At 30.9% G+C, this 20,935-nt stretch carries 21 protein-coding genes; 12 read left to right on the top strand and 9 right to left on the bottom strand.

Annotated features, from left to right (window positions below; genetic code table 11):
• Window positions 1–195: 195 nt before the first annotated feature.
• Together AC2LE6_RS05170 and AC2LE6_RS05165 are read left to right on the top strand one after the other, a co-directional pair.
• Window positions 196–555, top strand: a complete 360-nt coding sequence (locus AC2LE6_RS05170; RefSeq protein WP_484478194.1) for a DUF4357 domain-containing protein — start codon at window positions 196–198, stop codon at window positions 553–555.
• Window positions 556–629: 74 nt separating this feature from the next.
• Window positions 630–1,991: an aldehyde dehydrogenase family protein gene (locus AC2LE6_RS05165; RefSeq protein WP_484478193.1), complete on the top strand. Its 1,362-nt coding sequence runs from the start codon at window positions 630–632 to the stop codon at window positions 1,989–1,991.
• Window positions 1,992–2,018: 27 nt separating this feature from the next.
• On the opposite strand, the gene AC2LE6_RS05160 is transcribed toward AC2LE6_RS05165, so the two are convergent.
• The 3 genes from AC2LE6_RS05160 to AC2LE6_RS05150 all read right to left on the bottom strand — a co-directional run bounded on the left by AC2LE6_RS05160 (window position 2,019) and on the right by AC2LE6_RS05150 (window position 6,096).
• Window positions 2,019–3,308: a hypothetical protein gene (locus AC2LE6_RS05160; protein ID WP_484478192.1), complete on the bottom strand. Its 1,290-nt coding sequence runs from the start codon at window positions 3,306–3,308 to the stop codon at window positions 2,019–2,021.
• A gap of 91 nt (window positions 3,309–3,399) precedes the next feature.
• Window positions 3,400–4,776, bottom strand: a complete 1,377-nt coding sequence (locus AC2LE6_RS05155; protein WP_484478191.1) for an endonuclease I family protein — start codon at window positions 4,774–4,776, stop codon at window positions 3,400–3,402.
• A gap of 84 nt (window positions 4,777–4,860) precedes the next feature.
• Window positions 4,861–6,096 carry an aminopeptidase gene (locus tag AC2LE6_RS05150; protein WP_484478190.1) on the bottom strand — a complete coding sequence of 412 codons (1,236 nt, stop codon included), beginning with the start codon at window positions 6,094–6,096 and terminating at the stop codon, window positions 4,861–4,863.
• 187 nt (window positions 6,097–6,283) lie between these two features.
• Between AC2LE6_RS05150 and AC2LE6_RS05145 the strand changes: the two genes are divergently transcribed.
• On the top strand, window positions 6,284–7,207 hold the full coding sequence (locus tag AC2LE6_RS05145; protein WP_484478189.1) for a glycoside hydrolase family 17 protein: 924 nt from the start codon (window positions 6,284–6,286) through the stop codon (window positions 7,205–7,207).
• A 110-nt stretch (window positions 7,208–7,317) separates the two neighbouring features.
• Window positions 7,318–8,220 (top strand): glycoside hydrolase family 17 protein, encoded by a 903-nt coding sequence (locus AC2LE6_RS05140; RefSeq protein WP_484478188.1) that lies wholly within the window; start codon window positions 7,318–7,320, stop codon window positions 8,218–8,220.
• A 22-nt stretch (window positions 8,221–8,242) separates the two neighbouring features.
• Here AC2LE6_RS05140 and mutY read toward each other — a convergent pair whose 3' ends face one another.
• Window positions 8,243–9,274, bottom strand: coding sequence for an A/G-specific adenine glycosylase (mutY, locus tag AC2LE6_RS05135; protein ID WP_484478187.1), 1,032 nt, complete (start codon window positions 9,272–9,274; stop codon window positions 8,243–8,245).
• 102 nt (window positions 9,275–9,376) lie between these two features.
• On the opposite strand from mutY, the gene AC2LE6_RS05130 reads away from it, so the two are divergent.
• Window positions 9,377–10,087: a TMEM164-related integral membrane acyltransferase gene (locus tag AC2LE6_RS05130; RefSeq protein WP_484478186.1), complete on the top strand. Its 711-nt coding sequence runs from the start codon at window positions 9,377–9,379 to the stop codon at window positions 10,085–10,087.
• 3 nt (window positions 10,088–10,090) lie between these two features.
• Window positions 10,091–10,435: a nucleotide pyrophosphohydrolase gene (locus tag AC2LE6_RS05125; RefSeq protein WP_484478185.1), complete on the top strand. Its 345-nt coding sequence runs from the start codon at window positions 10,091–10,093 to the stop codon at window positions 10,433–10,435.
• A 16-nt stretch (window positions 10,436–10,451) separates the two neighbouring features.
• Here the strand turns inward: AC2LE6_RS05125 and AC2LE6_RS05120 are convergent, their stop codons facing one another.
• The gene (locus tag AC2LE6_RS05120) at window positions 10,452–11,336 is read right to left on the bottom strand and encodes a DUF368 domain-containing protein (protein WP_484478184.1); all 885 of its coding nucleotides are present in this window, start codon (window positions 11,334–11,336) and stop codon (window positions 10,452–10,454) included.
• A 76-nt stretch (window positions 11,337–11,412) separates the two neighbouring features.
• Window positions 11,413–11,610, bottom strand: coding sequence for a hypothetical protein (locus AC2LE6_RS05115; RefSeq protein WP_484478183.1), 198 nt, complete (start codon window positions 11,608–11,610; stop codon window positions 11,413–11,415).
• A 176-nt stretch (window positions 11,611–11,786) separates the two neighbouring features.
• On the opposite strand from AC2LE6_RS05115, the gene AC2LE6_RS05110 reads away from it, so the two are divergent.
• The 6 genes from AC2LE6_RS05110 (at window position 11,787) to AC2LE6_RS05085 (ending at window position 19,331) form a co-directional block, all read left to right on the top strand.
• Window positions 11,787–12,380 carry a carboxymuconolactone decarboxylase family protein gene (locus AC2LE6_RS05110; protein WP_484478182.1) on the top strand — a complete coding sequence of 198 codons (594 nt, stop codon included), beginning with the start codon at window positions 11,787–11,789 and terminating at the stop codon, window positions 12,378–12,380.
• Window positions 12,381–12,534: 154 nt separating this feature from the next.
• Window positions 12,535–16,056, top strand: coding sequence for a hypothetical protein (locus AC2LE6_RS05105; RefSeq protein ID WP_484478181.1), 3,522 nt, complete (start codon window positions 12,535–12,537; stop codon window positions 16,054–16,056).
• Window positions 16,057–16,121: 65 nt separating this feature from the next.
• On the top strand, window positions 16,122–16,544 hold the full coding sequence (locus tag AC2LE6_RS05100; RefSeq protein WP_484478180.1) for an NUDIX hydrolase: 423 nt from the start codon (window positions 16,122–16,124) through the stop codon (window positions 16,542–16,544).
• A gap of 78 nt (window positions 16,545–16,622) precedes the next feature.
• The gene (locus AC2LE6_RS05095; protein ID WP_484478179.1) at window positions 16,623–17,225 is read left to right on the top strand and encodes a hypothetical protein; all 603 of its coding nucleotides are present in this window, start codon (window positions 16,623–16,625) and stop codon (window positions 17,223–17,225) included.
• A 26-nt stretch (window positions 17,226–17,251) separates the two neighbouring features.
• Window positions 17,252–18,406: a THUMP domain-containing class I SAM-dependent RNA methyltransferase gene (locus AC2LE6_RS05090; protein ID WP_484478178.1), complete on the top strand. Its 1,155-nt coding sequence runs from the start codon at window positions 17,252–17,254 to the stop codon at window positions 18,404–18,406.
• Entirely contained in the window at window positions 18,399–19,331 is a 933-nt protein-coding gene (locus AC2LE6_RS05085; protein WP_484478177.1) for a GGDEF domain-containing protein, read from the top strand. The genes AC2LE6_RS05090 and AC2LE6_RS05085 overlap by 8 nt, the downstream gene beginning before the upstream one ends.
• Before the next feature lie 13 nt (window positions 19,332–19,344).
• Here the strand turns inward: AC2LE6_RS05085 and AC2LE6_RS05080 are convergent, their stop codons facing one another.
• From AC2LE6_RS05080 to AC2LE6_RS05070, 3 genes are read right to left on the bottom strand one after another with little or no spacing between them, the layout of a single operon-like run.
• A complete protein-coding gene (locus tag AC2LE6_RS05080; protein WP_484478176.1) occupies window positions 19,345–19,572 on the bottom strand; it encodes a thioredoxin family protein in 228 nt (75 codons plus the stop codon).
• Between the two features lie 8 nt (window positions 19,573–19,580).
• On the bottom strand, window positions 19,581–20,588 hold the full coding sequence (locus AC2LE6_RS05075) for a permease (RefSeq protein WP_484478175.1): 1,008 nt from the start codon (window positions 20,586–20,588) through the stop codon (window positions 19,581–19,583).
• Between the two features lie 3 nt (window positions 20,589–20,591).
• A complete protein-coding gene (locus tag AC2LE6_RS05070) occupies window positions 20,592–20,924 on the bottom strand; it encodes an ArsR/SmtB family transcription factor (protein ID WP_484478174.1) in 333 nt (110 codons plus the stop codon).
• Between the last annotated feature and the right edge of the window lie 11 nt (window positions 20,925–20,935).

The following is a 20,935-nucleotide window of genomic DNA, read 5'->3' as shown; positions in this document are numbered from 1 at the left end:
ATTAAATTCGATCCGAAAAAGAAGAATTACTGATAAATATTTATATTTATTAAAGATTAATTTTAAAAATCCTGAATCAGGTCTTTTCTCCCTTTTGTTTGCATTTTTTTGTCGTTTGTAATGAATGCTTATATATGGTAAAATAGTTTGTATACTAATCATATGTACTTGAAGTAAAAAACCTTGGAGGTAAACATGGATTTTTTTATCAAAGATGATTTAGGAAACAAAGTAGCAACTTTTAACTATTTAACAAGCACAGAGGATTGTACAACTTGTAAAGGGATTGTAGTTAAAAAAGGATCTTTTATAAGTAAGAATGCATATTGCGTAGAGCGCTGGAAAGATTGCAAGACAATTGACAAGGAAAGAGAAACTGTAATAAACAGTGTCAAAGTAGAAGACCACAATGATGAGTATTATATGATACTAGAAGATATGGTATTTAGTTCTGTTTATATAGCTGTTTCAGTTATCTTAGGACACACAGAAAATAATGCTTGGAATATTTTAGTAAACGACAATAATGAAACATTAATGGATGTATACAGATAATAAAAGGACGATTGCGTCCTTTTGTTTTTATTTTATGTCAAAAACTGTATAATAGTATTAATTGGGGTGATTTTATGAAATCTATTATTCAAAATCAAAAAGATTATTTCTATGCAAATAATACAAAAGATATTGATACAAGAATTCAAAATTTAAAAAAACTTAAAAGTGTTATTAAAAACAATGAAGAAAAATTATTGAAATCATTATATCTTGATTTAAAGAAATCTGAATTCGAAGCTTATGCTACTGAAGTTGGATTTGTTCTTGCTAGTTTATCTGAGTTCATAAAGAAATTAAAAAGATGGAGTAAGAAGACCAAAGTATCAGCTAAGATCCATCAGCCATTTTCAAAGAATTATATAGTGAATGTTCCATATGGTGTTTCATTAATTATCGGGCCATATAACTACCCATTTCAATTATTGATCGAACCATTGATTGGGGCAATTGCTGCAGGTAATACTGCGATACTCAAACCAAGTGAGTTCACACCACATACTTCTAAGCTAATTAAAGAAATGTTTGATGAAGCTTTTGATCCTAGGTTTATTAAAGTAGTAGAAGGTGGAATTCAAGAAACTCAAGAATTATTGAATCAAGATTTAGATTTTATCTTCTTCACTGGTTCAGTAAGAGTAGGTAGTATCATCGGAGAACTTGCAGGTAAGAGATTAATTCCTTGTGTCCTGGAGTTGGGTGGTAAAAGTCCGACAATTGTGCACAAAGATGCAAATGTTAAACATGCGGCAAAAAGGATAATATGGGGAAAATACATTAATAATGGACAAACTTGTATTGCACCAGATTACGTGTATGTACATGAAGATATAAAAGAAGAGTTACTATTTGAACTTAAAACAGAGATTATAAGATCGTTCACAGAAACTCCAAACACTTCTAAAGACTATACAAGAATAGTAAACGGGACTCACTTTGATAGATTAGAATCACTTATTAAAAAAGACAGTATTTATCACGGTGGAAATACAAATAAGAAGGATCTTTTTATAGAACCTACAGTACTTCAAAACATTTCGTGGGAAGATAGTGTAATGAAAGAAGAGATATTTGGACCAATCCTACCAGTTATAGAGTATAAAGATATTAAAGAAGTAAAACAGAAATTGATTAATGAAAACAATCCATTAGCGTTTTATGTGTTCACTAGTGACAAAAAACTTAGTGATGAGTTGCTATACGATGTACCAAGTGGTGGTGTTTGTATAAATGATACAATCTCTCATATAACAAATCCAAAACTACCTTTTGGAGGGATGGGCTCATCTGGACTTGGAAGTTATCATGGGAAACAAAGTTATATTACATTTTCACATCAGAAATCAGTTTCAAAGAAAGTAACATGGTTTGATTTGAAATTAGTTTATCCACCATATAAAAACAAAGTAAAAATTGTAAGAAAAATAATGAAATAAAAAAGAGCGATTTCGCTCTTTTTTTTATTAGATATTTTGCAATCTCCGATTATAGTTTTTTGGATTCTTTCTATTCCTTGATACTGGAATGCATAATGACAACATGATAAACAGTATATAACTAAAATCAAAGTAGTGATAGAAATCAGTCATGATGTCCACATTTTTGTATTCCAGAGTATAGACGTTGTAGCTATCATATTCTTCATTATCATAATTATTATACGGACTAGTTACATAAGTTAGTAAATCACCATCTAGAATAAATCCGATAAAACTATCATCGCTTGCTTGGTTTCCAACATAGAATGTAAGTCGTTGCTCTGGATTAAACAACTCGCTTTTCAGGGCTGAGGAATCAGTAATCAAAACGTCGTTTGACCTATGTTCGAATTTGTATACAATATCATCTATCCTGATTTTCAATGTTGAACGGATACCATCATATCTTCTTTTTGTTTCTATTTGTGTAATATTGTTATACTCAACTTCAACTGTAACTTCCTCATCTAAGTCATAGTACCCATAATACTCTACATCTTCATTATTATCATAACTGATATATAATCTGTTGTAGTTCACAGGAAGGTTCATATAATCTTTTGGTTCTGTGTCAAACATTGTTAGATCCATCTCATTGAACTCATCTTGATTGATAACTTGAATGGAGGTATCATAATGAGCATTTAAGTATGGGTTTTTATCCATGAAAACATATAATGTTTTATTGTCATTCAAATTCAATGCATGATTGATTCTATGCCTTGGAAGATTGAAAAGTACGATAGATACTATTGCGCCAAGGACAAGTAATACTTTTCCAATTACTATAATTGAATCCCCTGTTGGATTACTCATAAAGTCTAGTTTAGAAATTTTTGTTATTAAGTACTGAGTAAGTTTATATAAGTAACTGAATATCAATACAGCTAATAAACTCAAACCAATTTGAATATAGAAACTAAAGAATCTAAATATTGTAAAAGAAATCATAAATATTACTATCGTTCTAGATAGGATTAGAAATGTGTTCCTTGATGTTTCCAGTACTACATTTAGATCATCTAAATTCATTTCTGTTAAGAATCCTCTTACGTATATGACACCCATGAGTAGAACTATACAAAGGAAGAATAATCCAATGCTTGGTATGAATCCATTTAAGAATGTTAAAAGAAGTAAAGTACTTACAATCACTGAATCCAAAAAGGTATAGAAGTAATGTTTGATTTTTGATTGTTCAGTGAATTTATTATAGTAATTTGCAATAATTAGAATGAAAAAATATGTAATTGATAAAATGATTATGTCAGACATAAAACCCCCTACTTTCTACACACATTATATCATATTTCATAGAAAGAGAAATGAACTATTTGTCCTAAAAAAAACACCTGTAAAGGTGTTTTTAATTGTAATCGTCGCTAGTTCCCCAAATTAATTCAACCAACTCTGGTAATTCAATAAATGGGTTTCTATTCCCTTGATATGAATAGATCACTTCATTTCTATCTATTTCCCATTGATCTACAGGATCTTCAAGATGCCATCTTAGTAAATCGTCTAAATCTCCATAGACTGGAAGCTTTAATGATTTATCTTCGATTGGATCATCCATTAATACTAAATCAATACCATCATCGAATGTTGCATCCCCTTGATAACGTACTGCCATGTAGAATAACATTCTAGCTACATCACCTTTCACTTCATCTCTAGGTTCGAACTCCCATTCATTACAAGTGTAGTTTCCATATCCACGATCAACTATATTTGTATCATCACCATCGTGACAGTCTTCAAAGAATCTATTATTTTTAGTAGAGTTCATAGCTCTCTCAGCAGCAACTAAATGATGTGTATCATTATGTGCTGTCATATTATCATCACTAAATTCTCCTCTAGATTTACTCCAGATATGTTCTCTATTCCATTCGGTTAATTTTGCTTCATCATAAACAGTTACTTCACAAAACGCAGGAGGTGTTACTGTATCCTGGCAATCTTTCGGATGTGAAACTCCTGTATAAAACATAATAATGTTATCTGAATTATCTGGATCCTCATCTGCCTCACGTAGGATATCCCACACATCTGTGTTTGAGTGTGTATATGGATATTCTGTATGATTTGTAATGATAAGATTTAAAGCTGTGACTAATGCTTGTCCATCTAAACCATCGATACCATCATAATAACCATTCGGTGTAAACATAGTAGTGTTAACTCCTACATATATAGTATAAGGATGTTGTATTGTTACTGTATTTCCTGAATCATCCGTTGCTGTTAGTGATACAGTAAACTCACCAACTACTGATGTATCAGTAGTTCCAATTAATACATTACATTCATCATCAACATTATCCTCACATGTTATATTCCATGAAAACTCTCCATTTAATTGAACGGAGCTCACACCATCAACTGTAATAACTGGTTGTGTTGTATCAACAACTGTATATTCAAAATCAATAGATGATTCGTTTCCTGTTTCATCTTTTACAAATAAAATTACTGTGTGCTCTCCAACACTGGTTGTGTCAAACTCACCTATCATTGATACGGTGCAAGTATCATCATAATCATCTTCACATGTAATGTCATATGTATCAAATACATAATGTGCTTCAACTTCTGTTTCTAATAAGCTTATATTAATCACTGGTGGTGTATAATCGATTCCTAAAACATCGTATACCATCTCAACTCCACCAAACAAATATGCTCCAGCAGCTACTACTAAAAGTAGTGCAATACTACCTATACTTTTTTTACCTTTCATAATATCACCTCTGTCATTTTTATTATAACATTTGATAGTTGAATTTGAACAAAATAAAAGCAGGAAATTCCTGCTTTTAAGTTATTAAATTACAAAGTCTCCATTTTTGAAAATTTGAACTTTAGTACCATCTTTTTGTGTTCCTACGATATCTAAATCTTCACTACCAAACATAAAGTCTACATGAGCCATTGATTGATTACTTCCCGCTTCTTTTAACTCATCATCACTCATAGTAGTTCCACCCTTAACATTCATTGGGTACGCTCTACCTAAAGCTAAATGACAAGATGCATTTTCATCAAATAAAGTGTTATAGAATAATATTCCACTATCTGATATTGGTGAGTTATAGCTTAATAAGGCAACTTCACCTAAGTATGCAGAACCTTCATCTAAATCAATTAAACTTTTTAATGCTTCCTCTTGTTTTTCAGCACCGTATCTTACTACTTTACCTTCTTCGAATTCTAACCAGAAGTTCTCAACAAGTTTACCTTGATAGTTCAATGGTTTTGTTGAAACAACTTTACCATCAACACCATATTTGTAAGGCATTGTGAAGTTCTCTTCAGTAGGGATATTTGGATTGAAATAAACTCCTTTAGTAGAGTTCTCTCCACCACCAGCCCATACGTGATTGTCTACTAACTTAATAGTTAAATCAGTACCTAAACTGTTTTTGAAGTATAATGTTTCAAAATCGAAATCATTCAATACTTTATTATGTGCTAATAATGTTACGTTGTGTTTGTCCCATTCAGCGATAGGATCGTTTTCATCCGTTACTCTTGATGCTTTCAAGATTGCAGCCCATAATGTTTCAACTGCTTCTTCACCTTTAAGTTCTGGGAATACTTTTTCAGCCCATACTGTATTAGGTGCTGCAACTATACTCCATTGAGCATGGTTACCCATCATATGATCCTGATAGAATTTCATTGCTTTCATTCTTGCGATTCCAGCTTTTTGTAGTTTCATAGGATCGATTCCAGCGTTTAAGCCAGGAATTGGAGATGCTATTGAGATAACACATCCTCCGTTTGCAATAAAGTATTTGTATTTCTCTATTAAATATTCTGGAATTTCTTCTAGAGCTTCTATACTCATATTGTTGTAAGATAATCGATTGACATAATTGTCAGTCCAGTTTACATTTACAGTTTTTGCCCCTCTATTGTAAGCAGCTTCTACTATTAATCTTACGAACTCTGGAGTTTCAGTAGAACCGTTTATCCATACTAATTGTCCTTCTTGTACATTAGCTCCAACTTCTACAGCTAAAGCAGCAAATTTTTTAAGTGTTTCTAATTTTGGCATTGTCATCATTCCTTTCAATACATATATTATAGCAAAACATATTGTAATTACAAATAAACAATGTTTCTAACTTTGTCATTTGATTGAAAAACGTTTTCTTTTGTCTTTTTCTTGTATACATTTGTGTATTTGATATACTCAAAATGTATAGTAAACACGATAGTGTATATACATTGGAGGGACCAAAATGTCGAAAACGAAAACAATCAAACACTTAAACGTAAACTTTGAAGAACTACAACAATACAAAAACACTTTGAATACAACGGATTTAGAAAACCAAATGAAGGCTATTCTTAATAATAAAATACACGGGTTAAGTTTCAGTCCATATTTAGAGGGGCAAAGCCCAGCTGATTTTGCACAAATCACAGACACGCAAATCGCAGAACGATTAAGCATTGTAGAACCTTATACAAAATGGATTAGGACATTCTCTGTGACAAACGGAAATGAAGTTGTACCTAGAATCGCAAAAGAGAAGAAGTTTAATACTTGTGTCGGAATCTGGATTGGTGATGATGAAGAACTAAATGAAATAGAAATTATGAATGGAATCGAAATTGCGAAAAAAGGTCATGCAGATATTTTAGCTGTTGGGAATGAAGTTCTACTTAGAGAAGATATTGAAGTAGATAAACTAATAGAATATATAAGAAGAGTTAAAGAAGCAGTTCCTGAAGTTCAAGTCGGGTATGTTGATGCATATTATGAGTTTGCCAACTATGAAGAAATTGTTGATGAAGTAGATGTTTTACTTGCAAACTGTTATCCATTCTGGGAAAAAACTCCATTGGAGTATTCTGTTGAATATATGAAAAAAATGTATCAAATGGCAGTGAAGCATTCTAAGGGAAAGAAAGTAATTATCAGTGAAACGGGATGGCCAACAAAAGGTGAACAATATGGAGGAGCAATTCCTTCTTACGAAAACGCACTAATTTATTTCGTAGAAACACATAAGTGGGCTATGAAAGAAAACATAGATATTCTTTATTTTTCATCATTTGATGAAACTTGGAAAATTGAAGTTGAAGGTGAGTATGGAGCATACTGGGGACTTTGGGATAAAGATGGAAAGTATAAATTCAACAAGAAAACAGGTGAATAATCACCTGTTTTTTATTATCATTATAAATTATACGAAAACGTTATAGGAAATCCTTGTATTCGCCGTATTTATTATATATAATTAATTGATTAAATTAATGGAGGTATACTATGAAGACATTACCATATGGTAGAGCTATTTGTTATTCGGGTTATCGTGAAAACCAATCACCTGTTACAAGAGTTTACCCAACTTATGAAGAAGTATTAGAGGATTTGAAAATATTAGAACCAGATTTTGATTATATTAGAATGTACGATCCATCAGAACATGCTAAAACTGTGGTTGAGGCAATACGCAAAGAAGGTATCGATTTAAAAGTGATGCTAGGTATAGATTTACTTGGTGAGGAATCAAACCCTAATTGCTCATGGGGTGGAGAATATACAGCGTTAGAAGTAGCGAACAATATTGCTCACAATGAGAAACAATTGGTTGATTTGATAACACTAGCTAATAATTATAAAGATGTAATTATAAGTGTTGCTGCAGGAAACGAAGCAGTTCCTGAATGGAATGAAAACTTAGTGAGACCAAACAGAGTATTATACTTTGTGAATCAATTAAAGAAAAATACAACACAATTAGTAACATATTGCGAAAACAATAACTATTGGAATGATCAATTAGTTGACGTCGCTGAAGCTGTAGATTTTATAAGTGTACATACGTATCCAATCTGGGTTAATGTACCAGTAGAAGGTTCATTTGACGTGTCTGTTAATGATTATTATAAAGTTGCAAATAATTATCCAAACAAGCAAGTAATAATTACAGAAGCAGGTTGGCCAACATCTTCAAATGGTAGAGGGTTCACAAAAGAATTTGCTGCTGAAGAATTCCAAACGAGTTATTATGAAATGATGAAAAAATGGAGTATAGAAAATCAAGTAACGCTATTCTTCTTTGAAGCATTTGATGAACCATGGAAAGGTTCAGAAGATGCAATGGAACCTGAGAAACATTGGGGATTCTATTTTGTAGATAGAACTCCGAAAGAACTAAAAAAATAAAAGGACAAACTTTGTCCTTTTTTTATATGATATTTAAAAACTTTTTATATGCTTTATATGCATTTGGTATTGAATAAGTATGTTTTAAATCGTCTATCGTAACCCATAGATATTTTGAATCTATTTCTATAACATCAATAAGATAAGCTTTCATTATCCATTCCTTGTGAGTAAACAAATGTTTACTATCATCTAAAATGAATGATTGCATTATATTTTCTTGATACATATCTTTGATAGAATCAAATTGAAAATGTTCATTGTATAATGGGAATTCATATAGACCAGCAAGCAAACCAGTAGGTGGTCTTTTTGATATTGCGATTAAGTTATCTTTTCTTAGAATCACAACAGTTTTGTTTTCTACTGTTCTTTTCTTTTTTCTTTCAATAAATGGAATGACATTTTGAAGACCTTTTTTGTTTGACAAACAGTAGGATGAGAAAGGACAATTACTACATTTTGGTTTACCATTAGGTATACATATTGTTGCACCGATTTCCATAAGTCCTTGATTGAATTCACTAATTTTTCTTTTTGGCAGAAGTGATTCAACTTTTTCTTTTATATTCTTTTTTACTGTTATATCTTTTATGTTTTCCCTTATAGCATATAATCTAGAAAACACTCTTAAAACATTTCCATCAACTGCAGTGTGTTTCATATTGAACGATATAGATGAAATTGCCCCAGCAGTATAAGGACCAATTCCTGGTAGTGATAACATATCTTCGTACGTATCAGGAAAGACTCCACTATACTCATTCATGATTATATTCGCAGCTTTTCTGATGTTACGGACTCTACTATAATATCCGAGTCCTTCCCATAATTTATTAAGAGAATCTTCGGAGGCATTTGCACAGTCTTCTATTGTTGGCAAAGTTTCAATAAATCTATTGAAGAATGGAATAACTGCTTCGACCCTTGTTTGTTGAAGCATGATTTCTGAAATCCATACTCTATACGGATCTGTATTTTCTCTCCAAGGGAGTATTCGTTTATTATTACCATACCACTCCAGTAAATCAGTTGTAAATCTTGTCTTATTCATAGAATCACCTACAAGAAGTATATCATAATAATAATCCCAAATTAGGAGAGTTGCTTATTATTTGGTATAATGTCTTTAGATAAAAATATAAAGGAGAATACTATGACATTTTTTGATTATACATCTTTAACAGATGAGGTTCAACATGGACTAACTTTATTAGAAAGACTTTTACCTGTTATCGTTTTATTTATTTTTATTTTTTTGATATATAAATATAAGGACACTCTTAGAAACTATAAGAATGAACACAAAATAAGATACGTGTTTGGTTCTTTAATGTTAATAGGAGAACTTTCATTTATTATATGGAACTTTACACATAGTTTAAACGGAGAAGTTAGATTTATAAATACATTGCCGTTGCAACTTTGTAGTTATGCAATTTGGGGACTGGCGTTTGTGATGTTTACAAAAAGTAAACGAGTGTATACAACTGTATTTATTTTTTCTATAGTCTCAGTGTTAGCACTTATATTTCCCAATTTAAATCATGGGTTTAACTCATTCAGATATTATCAACTATATTTCAGCCACAGTCTATTGATTCTTGCGCTGATCTATTTATATAAGGTTCATGGATTATATCCGAATAAGAAAGATTTTATTAACTCTTTTATTGTTTTACAAGTTATCATCGTATATAGCCTAATACTAAATGCAATTCTAGATACAGACTTTTTGTTTATAGGTGAAGGAAACAAACCAATTGATTTTGCTTGGGACTGGCCTTTACATATGATCCAATATGAACTGTTTATGATATTCATTTATTATTTGTTTTATAGAATACTTAAGAAAGTGAAAAACTAGATTATGGATTTAAAGATAAGCGATTTAATGAAACTACAAAAAGAACTTTGGGAAGAACATAAAGACACATGGAGTCCTCTAACAAAAGAGTATGCTAGAAATAGTATGCTTTGGATGGTTGAAGAATTTGGAGAAGCCATCGCTATTGTTAAGAAAAAAGGGGAAGACATGATTATGGATGATCCTAAAACAAGAGAACACTTTGTTGAAGAAATGAATGATGTACTTATGTATTTCATGGATACATTGATACGGTTCGATGTTTCAGCAGAGGAACTAAGTGAATCATTTTTGAAAAAGCATAATTATAACAAAAACAGAGATTATAATAAGGAATTCAAGAAATAAAAAAAGTAGACATTGTCTACTTTTTTGTTTCTAAATATACTCTTGAATAATTTAAACCTAGGATGATAAGACCACCTAATATGAAATAGAAAATATAAAACGTATCAAAGCTTAAACTTGCTTTGGGGATTTCTAGTGATTGTGGTCCCTCGATAACAGCATATATACTTCCTAGCATTAATCCAATAATTAGATATATTGTTTTTGAACGATAATTTGATAATGTGAATCTGACACCTTTGATGGTAACAAATGCTCCAACTATTACTCCAATTCCAAATATGATCATTATAGGTACATATGCAAAATTGAAATGAAGTACTTCCTTTATACTATTAATAATAGTCCCATACAATCCCATAATAAGCAAAATTGTTGAACCGCTTATACCAGGTAGCACCATTGCACTTATTGCAATCATCCCTGCAAATAAAACAGTTAACGAGAGTACTAAAGTTATGTTTTCATAACTACCATCCACTCCATTTCCAGTAAGTGGGTTAAAGTAGGTTATTAAGAATACTATTAAGATTCCAATAAGAATAAAATAGAGACTTTTATAATCTTGTTTAAGAGTTTCTTTTTCATCTTTAATAATAAACGGAATAGAAACAATTATTAATCCTAAAAATACGGAACTAATTTGATAGATATGTTCTTCAAAAATACTTGCTATAAATAAGATCGAAAGTATAAGTCCTACTATCCAACCTGCACCTATTTTAAGAAGGAATTTAATTGCGATTATTCTGTTCTCTTTTGTACCAGATATTAAATCATTGATAGACTGAATAAACTTATCATAAAAGCCTAATATGAATGCTATCGTCCCTCCGGATACACCAGGAACACTATCTGCTGTTGCCATTAGAAAACCTCGTATAAATTGAATCATTAACATGATAATTCCTCCTTTACTCTTAACTATTGTATCATACAAAGTATATAAAAAAAATAAAGACTAAGTCTTTATCTTTCTAGAATAATTGAGTGAATAATCCTCCACCCACAAGAACATACCATATTATATATGCGATTCCAAAGTTCTTTAAGTTAACACTAAACTTATTATTAACTACACCCCATATTACAAAAATAATATTTATTATTGGGAATGTTAAGAACACCAATAATATGAACCATTCAAAAATACTTAATTTGTTTTGTTTAAACATAATACCCTCCTAAGTTATTGTTGATATATATATAGTAGTACATTTTAGCCCTATTTCCAAAGCTAAAGATAATGTATTTATAATTCTTTAAATGAAAACGTGTTTATTTAGAATTAGTTGTATTTTCAAACTATCAAATCCAAAAGCGTGATATTCTACACAAAAGAGGTGATGATATGGATCATAAAAGAGTATTTAGAATACGAGATCAAATAAAGAATATATATCTAGCGGCTAAATCTTTCGTGTTATTAAAGAAGAGTAAAAAACACCGTTTAATGAATAAAAAATTAAAAGAAAGAATTATGCTTGCAGTAACTGAAGTGAATGGATGTTCCATGTGTTCTTTTGTTCATACAAAATTAGCTCTGAGTAGTGGAATGAGTAGTAAGGAAATCAATAATATTCTTGATGGTATACATAATGATATACCTATAGAAGATTCTGTCGCTGTTGTTTTTGCACAACACTTTGCGGATAGTTCTGAAAATCCATCGGGTGAGGCTTTATCTAGATTGATTGAGGAATACGGTTCAAAGAAATCAGAATTGATTCTAGCAGCTTGTAACGTGATTACAATGACAAATGGTATGGGTACTTCAATGGATTATCTATATAGTAGATTAAAATTCAATAGGAATAAAGAATCTAACATTGTACTTGAGATATTAAATCCATTATTAACTATGGTATTATTTCCATTATTGGTTATAGGATTCTATGTAAAGAACATTTTTTCAAGACCAAGATTAATCAAAGCGTATAACTAAGAAAAAGGCTGAATGGTCTTTTTTTTATTTAATTATTTATAAAAAGTTTGAAAACAAAACCATTATTTAGAAAATTTGCAAATATTCTTGTTGAGATAATTGGGGAGTAGTACAATTAAGATATATTTAGAAAAAATATAAATAGGAGGTATTTATGAAAAAATTGATGTCATTAGCAACGGTATTTGTACTTGGAATTGTATTAAGTGGATGTGATTTAGTCCCAGAAGATGTACAAGATCAGTTGAATGATTTACTTTGTGAAGAGAGCCCTGACGATCCGTTATGTAATTTAGAATCTATAGAAGATTTAGAAGAAGAAGTTGTAATGGATTTAGTTGAGGAAGTATTACTGAAAGCTAAAGAAAAAGCAAATAAAACAAAATGTAGTAGTGTAATCGCTCCTGGTAGTGTTGAGTTGATTGAAGAATGTGCAATAGATGATTTCTTCTTCCTACCTGATGAAGTGGATATGTTTACACCTTTAACAGTAACAAGTGATGGTATGGAATATGTCATCACAGGTTTTACTGATGATTCAAGTGAAGAACTTGTGATCACTTTAAAAGTAGTATTTGTTGATAACCAATATTACTTAGAAGATTGGAGCTATGAGTTTGTAACTCTACAAAGCAATGAGTTAACATTTGATCTAGTGAAGCAATTTGTAATTGACTTTGTTAGGGATATTCAAGATCCAACAATATCAACAGATGATTTCTGTATGATGTATTTTGATGGTGAAGATAACGATTGTGATGGATTACGAGATGAAGTATTAGATTCTGGACAAACAATCGAATTACTAAGATTAGACCCAGATGACGATAATGATTCTGTCTATGACGCTACTTTAAGAGTTGTTGTAGATGGTGAGGAATTAGAAGTTGTTGTGGAGTTTGAAGTGTTTAGACAAGACTTCGGTCCAGTCCAAACTACAAGAGTTGAGAGTACTATGGAACCGGTAGAATATATTGATGAGGTAGCGATGTTCTTTATGGATTTCCTTGATGATTATCAAGATCCAATGATATCAAATGAATATATCTCAGGAAAATATTTTAGAGATATGATGCCTACGGACTTTCTAGAATATAGAATGGAAGAATTAGAAGATGGAATACAATTAGATTTTGGTTCTATTGCTGAAAAAGGTATACATAAGTTTTACGAAGTTTGGATCGTTGTAACAATTGATGGCGAAGTGAACGATGTTATGTTGTCATTGGAATCACGTGAAGATAGTTTAGGTATGTATATGATATTTGAAGTTGAAGATGGAATAGATGATGATTGTGATGGATATGGAGATACTTGTAGTGTACCTGATTTAACAACTGAAGAAGTTGAAGTATTATTCAATAGTTTCATTGCAGCTTTCCTTGATCCAACTATTACTGATGAAACATTAAATGAGATGTACTTTAGAGGACAAGCACCTGAAAGTGTATTTGAAAATAGATTTGAAAAAATCGCAGATGAAATGGAAGTTGTTGTATTAGAAGTAGACAAAGACAATCGTCAACTCAATCTAACACTTCAAGTAACCGAAGATTTTGAAACTGAAATGGTATCACTTAGTTTAAGAGTACTTCAAGATGATAACGGATTATTCATGGAGTGGCTAGACGAAGATGATGATTGTGATGGAGTAGATACTTGTTCAATTAATATATCTGAAGAAGATGTGGAAATGTTCTTCCAAGAATTCGTAATGGATTACTTCAATGCAAATATAACAAACGATGAAATCGATGAACTTTATTTCAGATGGATGGCACCTGAAGGTATGCTAGACAGTAGAATGTCTGAAATTGAAGAAGGATTACAAGTCACAGTATTATACGCTATGAGAGTAGATAGTTTCTTCGATATTTATATGGAACTATACATAGAAGGCGAAATGGAAGAATCTGTTTTACGAGTAGCGATTTATGAAGATGAAGCCGGTCTATACATGGAATTCATTTATGACAACGTAGATGATGACTGTGATGGAATTGAAGAGTGTCCATTTATTCAAGAAATTGATGAGTTTGAATTGTTCTTTAATCAATTCGTAATGGACTATATGAATTCTGATTATTCAGATGATGAGTTATTAATGATGTATTCAATGTATGAATTCCCAATGAGTTTCCCAGAACGTCAAACGTTTATAGTTGATGGACATGTCACTGTTTTAAAAATGAGTGAACCTTGGGATACTTATTTCGAAGTAGAATTAGAGTTCTTAGATGGTACAGAAGCAACAATGTTAGAATTTGAAGTTAGAGTTAATAGAATTGATATGGCATTAATGATATGGTTCAATTATGACGAATGTTTTGAATTAGGTGAAATGTGCGATTACATGAATGATGAAACAGAAATGGCAATGTTCTTGGAATCATTTATCGAGAGTTATATGGATCCAACATATACAGATCAAGACATATTTGATATGTATGGTTTATATGATTTTCCAGCGACATTCCCAGTACGTCAGTCATTTATACTAGACGGACACGTTACTGTTTTAAAAGCGCACTATGATTACTCTGGATTCTTTGATGTAGAATTAGAGTTTGTAGATGGTAATGCAATGACGATGGCTTATTCATATGAAATAAGAGTTAATCGAATTGACATGGCTCTAAGGATTCACGAGTACTTCTATTATGACGAATGTATGTACTTAGCAGAATTATGTGAATTCATTAATGATGATGATGAATTAAAAACAATCTTAGAATCATTCTTGATAGATTACTTAGATCCAACATATTCAGATGATGAGTTATTGGCAATGTATGACCTAACTGAATTTCCAATGGAGTTTCCTGAACGTCAATCATTTATAGTAGATGGACATGTAACAGTTTTAAAAGCAATGTACATATACGATGGTTTCTATGGTGTTGAACTTGAATTCGATAATGGTGATGGTTCAGTGATGTCATGGACTATAGAAGTTAGAGTGAACCGTATTGATATGGCTATTGTATTCAATGGCGATGATTGTCCTGATTGTCCAGACATGATAGATTATGATATTGCAATGGAATTAGTAAATGGTTTTAAAGCACACTATAATGGTATGAGTATTTTAAGTACTAGTGTATGTTCTGATTTAGTTGATGAAAACATGGTTGAAGATTGTGCTTTTGATAGAGATCAAAAAATCAGTGATGGTTTTATGATTGAAAGTATAGAGTTATTTAGCTTTGATGGATATTATGAAATAGAAATCACTTATGCTTCAGCAACCGAGGAACTACATGAGTATTTCATGGTAGACTTCATAGAAACTCCTGAAGGATACCAAATGAAATTGTGTTGTTATGGAGAAATCTTAATAGATGGTGTTGAACTTGAGTTTGAATTTTTCATAATCGTTTTGGAGAATTCAGAAGTTCCCGCAGATCAAGCTTGTTATATGGTATCTGAAGAAGATCAACTTAACTGTGAAGAGTTAAATTCATTCATAGATAATTCAGGATTTTCTATAAACTCAATCGAGTTTAGAGATGGAACTGATGGACAAATTGTAACGTTAATGTTTAATAATCAAAATGGAGAATTTATTGGTGAAGTTGAATACCTTGTTGATGTAATGTATACAGAAGAAGGAAATTCAGTACTTTATGTGGAACCAATGAATGAAGGATTAAATCCTTTATACGAACCAAATTAAAAAGCCTTGTTTAAGGCTTTTTCTTTTGAGGAATATCTAGTATAATATTACGAAGAGGTGATAACATGAAACGTTATAATTTAGTCATGGTATTCAATCAAACAGAAGATAAAGTTTTAATGTGTTATCGATCAAAAGAACCATATAAAGGATTATACAATTTTGCTGGTGGCAAAGTTGAACTTGGTGAGGATTATTTAAGTAGTGCGTATAGAGAACTATTTGAAGAAACAGGTATATCTAAAAATGATATAAACTTAAGTCCATTCATAGACTTCAATTGGCATCCAATCAAAATGGAAATGAAAGTATTTATAGGGGTTCTTAATAAAGAAGTAAACTTGATTGAAGAAGATCATAAACTCTATTGGATAGATACTAATGAAAATTTCTTCGATATGACTAGATTTGCTGGTGAAGGAAACATTGGACATATGTTTGAAATATATAAGCAACACCGAGAGTTAATTATAAAAAAGGATATTTAGTATCCTTTTTCTTTGGTATTGTTTCATATTTAAAGTCTTTTATTGTATAATAGTACTAGGAAAAAAAAGGGTGATATTATGTTGTTCAAGAAGAAAACTAAATATGATGAATTCTGGGAATGGTTTGTAGAAAATGAGGACTTTATCTTTGATAATATCGAAGAGAATGGTACAGAAATTGCAACTATGATTCAGAGTGAACTTGTAAAGGTTCATAAAGATTTACAATTTGAAATTCCCTTTGTAATCGTAAATGAAAAAAGAGATATGATTATATCTGCAGATGGTGTACAAAGAGTCTTTGAGGAAGTTGTTGAACTACATGATGCAGCTCCTGAGTTTAGGTTATGGAATATAATTCCTTTTAGACCAAGAACCTATCAAGAAGATCAAACTATTGAAATGGAAGGTATCACATTAAGCTATGATGATATATACTTTCAATATGATTTAACAGATTTACCGATTGATATTAATGTCTATATAAGAGGCTATGATGGATCGGATAATAGATACATACATGCATACTTCATTCTATTAGATACTTTGGTTGGAGAATATGATGCAGTAACGTTGATTGGAGACACAGTTCCAAATCAACTAATAGAAGAAGAGATTAAAGATTTAATACCAATACAAAAAATACGTGATTTACTTGATGAACTATCTTTATCAAATTAAACACGAATAGAAAATAGGTGTCTTATATGAATCAATATGAGTTAATAGCAACAACAACATTTGGATTAGAAGCCGTTTGTAAAAGAGAATTAATTGCTTTAGGATTTGAAGTTATAAAAACTGAAAATGGGAAAGTAACTTTCAAAAGTAACTTACCAGGAATTGTTAATGCAAATCTTTGGTTAAGAAGTGCAGATCGTGTTCTTCTAAAAATGGGTGAATTTAAAGTACTTACATTTGATCAATTATTTGATAAAGTAAAAGTCTTACCGTGGAATGATATTATATCAGCAGATGGTAATTTTGTTATAAATGGTAAAAGTGTTAAATCGAAATTATTCAGTATCTCTGATTGCCAAAGAATAACTGAAAAGGCAATTGTTGAAAACATGAAAATGAAACATCAAGTTACATGGTTCCCTAAAACAGGTGCAAAGTTTAATATTCAAGTGTCAGTTCTAACAGATATAGCAACTCTGACAATTGATACATCAGGTGATGCACTTCATAAAAGAGGGTATCGTGTGAATTCAGTTGAAGCACCAATGAAAGAAACACTTGCTGCTAGTTTAATAATGTTAAGCTATTGGAATAAAGATCGTGTTTTATATGACATGTTCTGTGGGTCTGGAACAATACCGATTGAAGCAGCTATGATTGGAAGAAATCAAGCACCGGGATTACAGCGAGATTTTGACTTTAAGCACTGGGGATTGATTCCACAAGAAGTATTTAAAGCACAAAAAAATAAAGCGTATCAAGCAATTGATTATGATACAGAGATTAATATTATCGCATCAGATATAAGTGCTGAGAACTTAAAAAAAGCTATGGAAAATAGTGAAGAAGCGGGTGTTGATGATTGTATTACTTTTATCCACAGTGACTTCAAAGAACTTGATTTGAAAGATGATTACTCTATAGTTATTTCAAATCCTCCATACGGAGAAAGACTCCAAGATGATCCACAAGTTAGAAAATTATACACCCACCTAGGGAAAAAGATAGGACACTTCAAAACATGGAGTAAATACTTCTTCACATCGTTTATGGAGTTCGAAGAAGCATATGGAACTCCTAGTGACAGACAAAGGAAATTGTATAACGGGAGAATAGAGGCAAGATATTATCAATACTATGGTCCAAAACCTCCAATAAAGGATAGTGATAAAAGTGGTTAACAAGTATTTTAAAGAAGCATCAGATAGCTTAGCAAAACTAGGGATTAATGCTTTAGATGATATTATAATTGCATCTCAATCAAAAGTTATATTATTTAGTGATATAACAGACGCTGTTCCAAAGTTAAATGTTATCTCAGGTAATTTAAGTTATTTTGGACTTGAAGACAAAAAATCTATTGCTCTTGAAGATTTTGTTGGATTATTAGATTTAGATAATAAGTATGCAGAGGTATCAGGAAGAGAAGAATATTTTAAAACGATATATGATGATATATTCGATTTTACAACAGATACCAATATCACAATTCCATTATCAATAAATGGTAATCGATTATGGGTTAGATTTCATGTTGTCGATATAGAAACAAGTGAAAACGTGAAAGCATTCTTTATAACTAATGTTACAGAATATAGACAGGATGAAGAAGAAATGTTTGAGAAGACACACAAAGACTCTCTGACACATCTATTTAACAAATACACATTAGATTATCATTATGGCGCAAGATTTAGATTCGATGATTTTCATGTAATGTATTTGGATTTAGATGATTTCAAAAAGATCAATGATAAATGCGGGCATATTGTTGGGAATGATTTCCTTGTTGAATTTGCCAACATTTTAAAATCACATGAAGATAATTATAATAGGTTTTATAGAATTGGTGGAGACGAATTCGTAGGATTCTTATTTAAGAAAGAAAATGAAGTTGTTTCAATAGCAACCGATATTCTTCTAAGAACAACGAAGTACAAACACCCCGATTGTAAACACTCTATCTCGACGTCAATTGGGATATGCAAATCTACAATAGGTGAAGACGTCATTAGAAAAGCAGATAAAGTATTATACGAAGTAAAAGAAAATGGTAAAAACCATTTCTCTTACAAAACAGAAGACGAAATAAAAATAGGCGAATAACTCGCCTATTTTTTTATAGCATCTTTTTAAGATCTTTAACTGAAACTACTTTTCCTGTACTAACAACTTTACCATCAATTACAAGTGCCGGAGTACCCATTACACCAAATGATAAAATATCTTTCATATCAGTTACTTTTTCAATCTCAACATCCAATTCTAATTCTTTAACTGCCAATCTAACATGTTTCTCTAATTTAATACAACTAGGACACCCTGTCCCTAAAACTTTAATATTCATAATTCCTCCTATAAAAATATATTAACAAAATTAAATAGATACCCAATTATTATGATACCTACTGAAACAATAATAATGAACGTGTATAATAATTTCTTTTTTACTACTTTGCTAAGCATAACCATACTAGGTAAAGAAAGTGCAGTTACTGCCATCATGAATGAAAGTACTGTACCAACACCAACACCTTTAAGTAGTAACGCGTCAGCTATTGGAATTGTACCAAATATATCTGCGTACATAGGAATACCAACAGCAGCAGCAATGATTACACTAAATGGATTATTACTTCCTAATACAAAGTTGATCACATCTTCAGGAATAATATTATGTATTAGAGCTCCAATACCAACACCTATAATTATATATATCCAAACTTTCTTTACAATCTCTAATACTTGTTCAAACGAATATTTAACTCGCTCTTTACGAGTCATTTTGATTGGATCAATTAAACCATTGATTGCATTTTTTCTCATCTCTAAGACATAGTCTTGTAGTTCATCTTCCATATCCATTCTATCAATAATTGAACCACCAATAACTGCTAGAATTAGACCAACGACCACATATGCTAGCGCAATCTCCCATCCTAGGAAACTCATTAGGATTAAGAATGATGCTAAATCAACAAGTGGTGATGAAATTAAAAATGAAAACGTAATTCCAAGTGGTAATCCAGCTCTTGTAAAACCAATAAATATTGGAATACTAGAGCACGAGCAAAACGGTGTTAGAGTACCAAGTAATGCTCCAATAATGTTACCTTTAATTCCTTTGTATTTTTGTAAAATCTTTGTAGTTCTTTCAGGTGGAAAGTAACTTTGGATATAACTAATAAGAAATATTAAGAAACCTAGTAAAATAAAAATCTTAACAATATCATATAAAAAGAAATGCAACATATTAACATAGTTATCGTCTGGGTTTAAACCAAACACATCTTTTAATAAAGACCAAATTAGATTTTCTAACCAAGTCATTTTTAAAAACACATCATTTATAAATGTAAACATAATCTACCTCTCACATACAAAAGTTTCTATGGTATTTAGTTTATTGATATCATCAATAAACATTTGATTCTCTTTTGATTCATCTAAGATCAAAGCCAAGATAGGATATAAAGAACTATCTTTATTTAATGAGTAATATATATACTGCTCATTTCTACTTGATGTAATCAAATCTGTTGTTTTAATTTTAGATATATGTTTTGATATTTTAGGTTGAACCAAATCCAACACTTCAACCATTTCACAAACACATAAATCATGATTATTAAGTAAATGAATGATCCTCAATCTTGTTTCATCGCTTAATACTTTGAATAAACTTATTAAGTTGTTCATAGTATACCTCC

The sequence above is a fragment of the Candidatus Izemoplasma sp. genome, assembly GCF_982632705.1.
This window is presented reverse-complemented; position numbering and strand designations above follow the sequence as displayed.